Source organism: Streptomyces sp. NPDC059816 (assembly GCF_042732055.1).
Lineage (GTDB): Bacteria > Actinomycetota > Actinomycetes > Streptomycetales > Streptomycetaceae > Streptomyces.
Map to the genome: position 1 here is coordinate 49,391 of NZ_JBHWIQ010000038.1, position 8,032 is coordinate 57,422.

The 8,032-nt window shown below is 73.8% G+C and carries 6 protein-coding genes; 4 read left to right on the forward strand and 2 right to left on the reverse strand.

All coding sequences use genetic code 11. The annotated features are described in order from the left end of the window. Positions 1–197: hypothetical protein (locus ACFV88_RS33280; RefSeq protein ID WP_385495862.1), on the forward strand; the 197-nt coding region annotated here is incomplete at its 5' end. A gap of 77 nt (positions 198–274) precedes the next feature. Here the strand turns inward: ACFV88_RS33280 and ACFV88_RS33285 are convergent. After that, on the reverse strand, positions 275–766 hold the full coding sequence (locus tag ACFV88_RS33285; protein WP_385495863.1) for a GNAT family N-acetyltransferase: 492 nt from the start codon (positions 764–766) through the stop codon (positions 275–277). A gap of 171 nt (positions 767–937) precedes the next feature. Here ACFV88_RS33285 and ACFV88_RS33290 point away from each other — a divergent pair, with 171 nt between their 5' ends. Continuing rightward, positions 938–3,613, forward strand: coding sequence for a SpoIIE family protein phosphatase (locus ACFV88_RS33290; RefSeq protein WP_385495864.1), 2,676 nt, complete (start codon positions 938–940; stop codon positions 3,611–3,613). Positions 3,614–3,871: 258 nt separating this feature from the next. Continuing rightward, on the forward strand, positions 3,872–6,025 hold the full coding sequence (locus ACFV88_RS33295; RefSeq protein WP_385495870.1) for a SpoIIE family protein phosphatase: 2,154 nt from the start codon (positions 3,872–3,874) through the stop codon (positions 6,023–6,025). Between the two features lie 12 nt (positions 6,026–6,037). Here ACFV88_RS33295 and ACFV88_RS33300 read toward each other — a convergent pair whose 3' ends face one another. Continuing rightward, positions 6,038–7,054, reverse strand: coding sequence for a hypothetical protein (locus ACFV88_RS33300; RefSeq protein WP_385495865.1), 1,017 nt, complete (start codon positions 7,052–7,054; stop codon positions 6,038–6,040). A gap of 285 nt (positions 7,055–7,339) precedes the next feature. On the opposite strand from ACFV88_RS33300, the gene ACFV88_RS33305 reads away from it, so the two are divergent. Continuing rightward, positions 7,340–7,834: a DUF664 domain-containing protein gene (locus ACFV88_RS33305; protein WP_385495871.1), complete on the forward strand. Its 495-nt coding sequence runs from the start codon at positions 7,340–7,342 to the stop codon at positions 7,832–7,834. Positions 7,835–8,032: the final 198 nt, after the last annotated feature.

An 8,032-nucleotide genomic window follows, 5' to 3' on the forward strand; every position in this document is an offset into this window, starting at 1 on the left:
CTGGTTCGACGCAGTGGTCGGATCGGCAGGTGCGGTTCGCTGATCTGAACGGTGACGGGCGGGCGGACTACCTGGTGGTCGGTCCGAACGGCTCCGTCGAGGCGCACCAGAACGTCGACGCAGCGGGCACCTGGACCAAGCTCGGGCAGGTGGCCACCGGCTCCACCCAGTGGTCGGACCTCCAAGTGCGCATCTAGCAGCACCGCCGTGCACGACGGCCGGACCCGCGTCACCCGCGCGGGCCCGGCCGTCCGGCGCCGGCGCTCGGTCGACGTCAGGCCGTCGGCTCCCCGAGGGACCGTCGGAAAAGGTGCCCCTCAGCGCCGTCCAGCTCCACCCCGCCGACCTGCGCGAAACCCGTGCGGACCAGTACGGCCCGCGAACCCTCGTTGGCGACGGCCGCCCGCGCCCGCAGCGAGCGCAGTCCGTAGCCGCGGGCCGTCACGCAGATCCGCCGCACCGCGTCCGTCGCAAGCCCCCGACCTGCGGCCTTGCTGGCGATTCGGAAGCCGAGTTCGGCCTCGCCGCCGGCGACGTCCACCAGATTGACCCGGCCCAGCACCTCGCCGTCCTCGCCCACCACGAGGTGGAAGTAGTGGTGCCCGGCGGCCTGCTCGGCGAGCAGCGCCCGGTGACGCGCCTCGAACTCGGCGAAGTAGCCGTCCCCCCGGTCGGGCACGGAGGCGGCGAAGTACGCGCGGTTGTCCCGCTCGAAGGCGCACAGGGCGGTCGCGTGATCGGCACGGAGCAGTTGGATCTCGGGCATGACCGTACGATACGGGCCGCTCGGCCCGCCCCGGACGGCCGCCGCGGGGCCGCGACCCGAGCCGATCCTCACTCACCGTGACGACCTGTGACGGGTTCGCCCGGTCGGACCGTTGGCCACCTTTCCGCAGCGCGCCATGCGCGTGTCTGTGGGTGGGTGTAGTAATGGTTCATGGCCGCCCGCTCCGGCCGTCCGCGCCTGGTTCCCAGCATGCGAACTGTCGCCGGTCAGGTCTTCCTCGTGCAGTTGGCGATCGTGGCGCTGCTCGTCGCGACCGCCGTGGTGGCATTGGTGTTCCAAACCCGGGGTGACGCCGAGCAGGAAGCGGAGAACCGTTCCATCGCCGTCGCCCAGACCTTCGCCAGCTCGCCGGGCATGGAGGCCGCGCTGAAGAGCCCGGACCCGTCGGCGATCCTCCAACCGCATGCCCTGGAGGCCACCCGGCGCGCCGGGGTCGGCTTCATCGTCGTGGTCAACCCCGAGGGGATCCGCTACACGCACCCCGACCCCTCCTACATCGGGGGACGCTTCGTCGGGGGCCTGGAGTCCGCGCTCGCGGGAAAGGTCGTCACCGAGAGCTCCAACGGGGCCATCGGACCGCTCGTCCAGGTCGTCGTGCCCGTCTTCGGCTCCGACGGCCGGGTGATCGGCGCGGTCTCCTCCGGCATGGCCGTCTCCCAGGTGCGGAGCGTGATCGAGGCCCAGTTCCCCCTGGTCTTCGGCGTCGCCGCGGGCATCGTGCTGCTCGCGGCGGGCGGTACCGTCCTCGTCAACCGTCGCCTCCGCCGCCAGACCCGCGGCCTCGGCCCCGCCGAGATCACCCGGATGTACGAGCACCACGACGCGGTGCTGCACGCCGTGCGGGAGGGCGTGCTCATCGTCGGCGGTGACCAACGGTTGCTGCTCGCCAACGACGAGGCCCGGCGCCTGCTCGACCTGCCCCCCGACGTGGAAGGGCGTCCCGTCGCCGACCTCGGACTCGACCCGCGCACCACCCGGCTCCTGGAGTCCGGCCGCACCGCCACGGACGAGGTGCATGCCGTCGGGGACCGGCTGCTGGCCGTCAACCAGCGGCCCACCGACCAGAACGGCGGACCCCCCGGCACCGTCACCACCCTCCGTGACACCACCGACCTGCGCGCCCTCACCGGCCGGGCCGACCTCGCCCGGGGCCGCCTCCAGCTCCTCTACGACGCGGGGATGCGGGTCGGCACCACCCTCGACATGGTCCGCACCTGCGAGGAACTCGCCGAGTTCGCCGCCGCCGAGTTCGCCGACTTCGTCTCCGTCGACCTGGTGACCGCGGTCCTCCAGGGCGAGGAACCGCAGGCCACGGCCACCGGGCGGGAGATGCGCCGGGTCGCCTTCGCCGGGCCCACCAAGGACTCCGCGCTCTTCCCCGTGGGCCACCGCATCCGCTTCGTGGGCACCACGCCGCTGGGCGCCGTGCTCGCCGACGGCACCGCCGTCCTCGACCGTGACCTCGGCGCGTACACGGGCTGGCACAAGCAGGACCCCGAACGGGCGCGTGCCGTGGTCGAGGAGGGCCTCACCTCGATGATCGCCGTGCCGTTGCGGGCCCGGGGCGTCGTCCTCGGCGTCGCCATCTTCTGGCGCAAGGGGGAACGGGAGCCCTTCGACGAGGAGGACCGCTCGCTCGCCGAGGAACTCGTCGCCCGCGCCGCCGTCAGCGTGGACAACGCCCGGCGCTTCTCCCGCGAACACACCATGGCGGTCACCCTCCAACGCAGCCTGCTGCCGCACGGGCTGCCCGAGCAGAACGCCCTCGTCGCCGCGATGCGCTACCTCCCGGCGCAGGCGGGGCTCGGCGGGGTCGGAGGCGACTGGTTCGACATCATCCCGCTGCCCGGCGGACGGGTCGCGCTGGTCGTCGGGGACGTGGTCGGCCACGGCATGCACGCCGCCGCCACCATGGGACGACTGCGCACCGCCGTCCACAACTTCTCCACCCTCGACCTACCGCCCGACGAGCTGCTGTGGCACCTGGACGAACTCGTCGCCCGTCTCGACCACGACGCGGCCGGCGACTTCGGCGCATCCGAGCCCGGCCCCCGGGTCACCGGCGCCACCTGCGTGTACGTCATCTACGACCCGGTCACCGGACACTGCTCGATGGCCCGGGCCGGCCACCCCCAGCCCGCTCTGCTGCTGCCGGACGGCACCGCCCAGTTCGCCGAGGTGCCGGGCGGCCCGCCGCTCGGGCTCGGGGGACTGCCCTTCGAGACGCTGGAACTCCAACTCCCCGAGGGCACCCGGCTCGTCCTGTACACCGACGGGCTGGTGGAGAACCGGGAGCGCGGCATCGACGAGGGGCTCGAACTGCTGCGCGTCACCCTGGAGGCCAACACCCACCGCACCGTCGACGGACTGTGCGAGGCCACCCTCGACGCCCTCGTCCCCGATACGCCGTCCGACGACATCGCGCTGCTCGTCGGCCGCACCCGCGTCCTGGGACCCGACCGGGTCGCGGAGTGCGAGGTCCCCTCCGACCCGGCGGCCGTCGCCGAGGTCCGGGCGTTCGTGGAGCGCACCCTCGCCGAATGGGGTCTGGGGGAGGAGGCGTTCACCACCGAACTCATCCTGAGCGAACTCGTCACCAACTCCATCCGCTACGCGACCGGACCCATCCGCGTCCGGGTCATCCGGGACCGCTCGCTGATCTGCGAGGTGTCCGACCGGAGCAGCACCTCACCCCATCTGCGCCGGGCCGCCACCACCGACGAGGGCGGCCGGGGCCTGTTCCTCGTCTCCCAGGTCGCCGACCGCTGGGGCACCCGCTACACCGCCGGGGGCAAGGTCATCTGGACCGAACAGGGACTCTCCTGACCGCACCGGCGGTCCTCGCCCCGGAGCCCGTCGGCACCCTGGGCGGTCCTGCGGCACCCTCCGTGCCGCCCCACGGGAACGGATCACCGAACCGAGCCTCACGGTCGTTCGTGCAGGTGTACACCCCATCACTCCTTCGTGTTGAACGTGTGGCGCGCACGCGCCACCGGGGACGGAGAACCCCCACATGGGCTGCGCGGCGCCCCCGGACGCGCTCTAATGACGCTTGTGGTGAGCGAGGGCGTGTCGGAACAGGGCATGACGGCTGCGGGGACCGCGACGACACCACGGGCGTCACGCACCACGGTGATTCCGGGTGCGGCGGGCTCCGTGGGCGCGACGGGCACCCTGTGCGCCGAACGTGCCCTGGAAGCGCTGCCCGGCCGTCAGGAACCCCTCAGTCGGCTGCGTTCCGTCATCGAGCAGGTCCTGGTGTTCACCGGTGCGACCCTCGCCGCCGTCTACACCCCCGACGGCACCGGCGCCACCCTCAGTCTGATCGACAGTGCGGGCGTACCCCGCAGTCTGTACGGGCTGCGGGACCACTACCCCGCCGCCGGGGACTCACCCATGGCCGTCGCCCGGCGCGCCCGCGCCCCGCAGTGGCGCACCATCGACGCCCTCGACGGGTTCCCGGCGCTCGGCCGGAGCGCCGCCGCGAGCACCGCGTTCGCCGCGTTGCCCCTCGGTGACGGCCCGGGCAGCGCGGGATGCCTGCTCGCCGTCACCGATCGCCCGGGCGGGTTCGACCGTGCCGACCGGGACGTCCTGGCCCTGCTCACCGCGGCCCTCGGCCGTGCCGTCCCCGCCCCGACTCCGGCCGGCGCGCCGCCCGGGGGCGACGGCTGCCGCGCCGGAACCTTCGGACTCGCCATGGACACCGGCCGGCTCGACGTCGACGAACGGCTCCTCGCCCTGTTCGGCATGACCGACACGGACTTCGACGGCCGCGTCGAAACCCTGCTCGCGCTCACCGTCCCCGAGGACCTACCGACCCTGATGTCCGTCGTGGAGGCCGACCACCTGGCCATCGGCGACCGGGAGCTCGACTTCCGGGTGCAGCGGCCCGCGGGGGAACCGCGCTGGCTGAGGCTGCGCGGGCAGGTCGTCCCCGACGGCGACAGCGGGCGCAGCCGACTGATCGGCACCGTGGCGGACGTCGACGCCCTGCGCTCCGGTGCCACCGACGTCGCCCGGGTCCAGCGCCTCGCCGCCGTGCTCGCGAACACCTCCACCGTGCGCGAGACCAGCCAGGCCGTCGTCAGCGGACTGCGCGCCCCCTTGCGGGCCGACCGGATCGCCCTCGCCGAACTGGAGGGCGAACGGCTCGTCGTCACCGTGCTCGACCCGCCCGACCCCGACGCCTGGCCCGGGAACTGGCGCACCGAGTGGTGTTCCGAGTGGCCGGACGCACCCGTCCGGGCCCTGCCGACCCTCGCCGCCGTCATCCGTGACGGTCGTCCCGCGCTCCTGGAAGCCGGGGACCCGCTCGAACCGACCCTCGCCGAAGTGGGTCCCGGCGGGCTCGCCGTGCTTCCGTTGCCCGCCCAGGGCCACACCGCCGGACTCTGCCTCATCGGCTGGGACGATCCGCATCACTTCGGCGGTGAGGAACGGGCGTTCCTCACCGCGGTGGCCGGACTCGCCGGGCAGGCCCTCGTCCGGGTCCGGGCCGCGGACGCCGAGCACGAACTCGTCGGCACCCTCCAGCGCTCGCTGTTGCCGCGCCGCCTCCCCGACATCCCCGGCGGTCGTGCCGTCGCCCGCTACCTGCCGACCATCGCGGGGCTGGAGGTCGGCGGCGACTGGTACGACGTGATCCCGCTGCCCGACCACCACGTCGCCCTGGTCATCGGGGACGTCCAGGGGCACAACGCCGGGGCGGCCACCCTGATGGGGCAGATGCGCACCGCCCTGCGGGCCTACGCCATCGAGGGCCACCCACCGGACGTCGTCGTCTCGCACGCCAACCGGTTGCTCCTCGGCATGGAGACCGACCTCTTCGCGACCTGCTGTTACGTCGACGTCGACATGCGGTCGGGTGCGGCGCTCTGCGTGGCCGCCGGTCATCTGCCGCCCGTCCTGCGGCTGCCCGACGCGACCAGCGTCAGCGTCGGCGTGGAGGTCGGTCCACCGCTCGGCGTGCTGCCCGAGGCGGACTACCCGATGACCCCGCTGCACCTGCGACCGGGGACGGTCGTCGCCCTCACCACCGATGGTCTGGTCGAGTCGGCCACCTGCGACATGGACGTGGGCGTCGCCCGGCTGCGGGCCGTGCTCACCGAGTCCGACCCCGCGCACCTCGGGCTGGTCGCCGATGCGCTCCTCGACGACGCCAACCGCAACGACGACGTCGCCCTGCTCCTCATGAGGTACGACGGGACGGCCCTGGCCGCACCCCGCGCGAGGTGACCGGACGGTCCGTCAGCGCTGCGGCGCCGCCGCCACCCGGTCGAGCCAGCGTTCGGCCTCCGTCGGGTCGAGCACCCGCTCCAGCACCAGATCGCCCGGCATCTTCGCGAAGAACCGTCCCGCCGGCCAACTCCGGGCGTAGGGCGGCGGGTCGAGTACCAACAGCCGCACGCCGTCCACTTCGGGGATGTCCGACGGCGTGCCCTCGTTCCAGATCTCGCCCCCGTCGGGGGCGGTGAGACGGAAGGTGCCCCAGGTCGGTACTTGCCCCGGCACGTCACGGCACACGGCGACCGCCTCGGGGGTCGGCACCTCGCCCGGGACGTGTCCTGCGCCCGCCAGTTCGGCCGCCAGCAGCGTGTGGAGCTGGAAGTTGTCGGCTATGCCCGTCATCCGCAGGAGGTAACCGGTGCGTGTCGTGCGGTGCAGCGCCACCAGGGGGTGGTCGTCGAGGACCAGCAGTGCGTAGATCAGACACTTGAGGTGGCCGTCGGCCGCCCCGGCGATCCGGCCGGCCGCCGCCAGCAGGTCCGGCCGTTGCGTCACGGCGTCCCTGACCGACCGGTGGTTGAGCACCGCCAGTGCGGCCGTCTCCCACTGCGGCAGCGTCCACCAGGCCACCGCCACCTCCTGACCGACCCGCGCCACCACTCCGCCGTGCGGGTCCCCCGCGTCCGGCAGCGGCAGTTCGCCCCCGCCCGCGCCGCGCCAACGCTCCGGGAACCGGGCCGCCGCGCCGAGGACGCCCCCGAGTCCGGTCAGCAGCGCCGGGGCGCTGGCCACCGGGTCGGCACCCCGCTCCACGCACGCCCCCACGATCAGGGCCACGCTCGCCCGCGGCCCGGCCGGAACCTCGGGCAGCAGCGCCGCGAGCCGTACCGCGGCGGCGGCGATCTCGGCGTCCGACGCCGGCCCGAACCGCTGGTGGAGCACGCTGAGCGCTTCCTGTGACGCCTGCGGGTCCCGGGCCCGCACGGCGGCCTCGAACCGGCCCACGGCACCGGCGAACAGGGCTCTGCGGAAGATCATGCCCGCACGATAACCGCACCGTCCGACAATGGGGCCTGCTCGGTCGGGATCGGCCGGGATCCACCAGTGGCGACCCCGACGGCGGGGGCCCGGGCGCCCGCGAGCAGGACAGCGCGCCGCGCGTCGGCGACGATGGCGGGGGGACGAGTCGCCCCGGGGTCGACCCGGCGGGTCGCGCCGGTGAAGGAGAGTGCGTCGCCCCAGGTCGGCGGGGCGGGCGCGGAATCGGAAGCGGGTGTGTCGGACGTGACGGACGGGACTGTTGGGGCGAGTGCCGCGCTCCTGATGGATGCTTTCGGGCGGATTCGGGAGGAGGTCCACACGGTCGTCGAGGGCCTTTCGCCCGCCGAACTGACGGCTCGTGTCGATCCCGGGGCCAACCCGGTCGGGTGGCTGGTCTGGCACCTCACCCGGGTCCAGGACGACCATGTGTCCGAGGCGGCGGGTGTGGAGCAGGAGTGGACCGCCGGGGGCTGGGTCGCCCGCTTCGACCTGCCGTACGCACGGCTCGCCACCGGGTACGGGCACTCGATCCGCCAGGTGGCGCGGATGCGGGCGGTTCCCGGTGAACTGCTGACCGGCTATCACGACGCCGTGCACGCCCGGACGGTGGAGTTCGTCCGGGGGATCGACGCCAACGACCTGGAGCGGGTCGTGGACGAGCGGTGGTCCCCGCCCGTCACCCTCGGCGTCCGGCTGGTCAGTGTGCTCGCGGACGACCTCCAGCACGTCGGCCAGGCGGCCTTCGTCCGCGGCGTGCTGGCCCGCACGGGCTCCTGACCGGCCTCGATCCCGCGCCCGCCCGTGGTCCGACGGAAGGTGCCCGCTCGCGGCGCAGCGGAAGGGCGCCCGCCCGGTCAACCGCGGCGGCAGCGGGGGCTGTCCCCGTTATCTTTTTCGCGGTCCTGCAACGGGACCGCTGGCCTCCGGGCCCGGTATGACTGTGTCCCCCTGTCGAGGGCATGACCTGGGGGGTGG

Excerpts from the sequence above, each read along its gene's own strand:
- ACFV88_RS33300 (WP_385495865.1), bottom strand. The coding sequence starts at position 7,054 with ATGATCTTCCGCAGAGCCCTGTTCGCCGGTGCCGTGGGCCGGTTCGAG.
- ACFV88_RS33290 (WP_385495864.1), top strand. The coding sequence starts at position 938 with ATGGCCGCCCGCTCCGGCCGTCCGCGCCTGGTTCCCAGCATGCGAACT.
- ACFV88_RS33305 (WP_385495871.1), top strand. The coding sequence starts at position 7,340 with ATGGATGCTTTCGGGCGGATTCGGGAGGAGGTCCACACGGTCGTCGAG.
- ACFV88_RS33295 (WP_385495870.1), top strand. The coding sequence starts at position 3,872 with ATGACGGCTGCGGGGACCGCGACGACACCACGGGCGTCACGCACCACG.
- ACFV88_RS33285 (WP_385495863.1), bottom strand. The coding sequence starts at position 766 with ATGCCCGAGATCCAACTGCTCCGTGCCGATCACGCGACCGCCCTGTGC.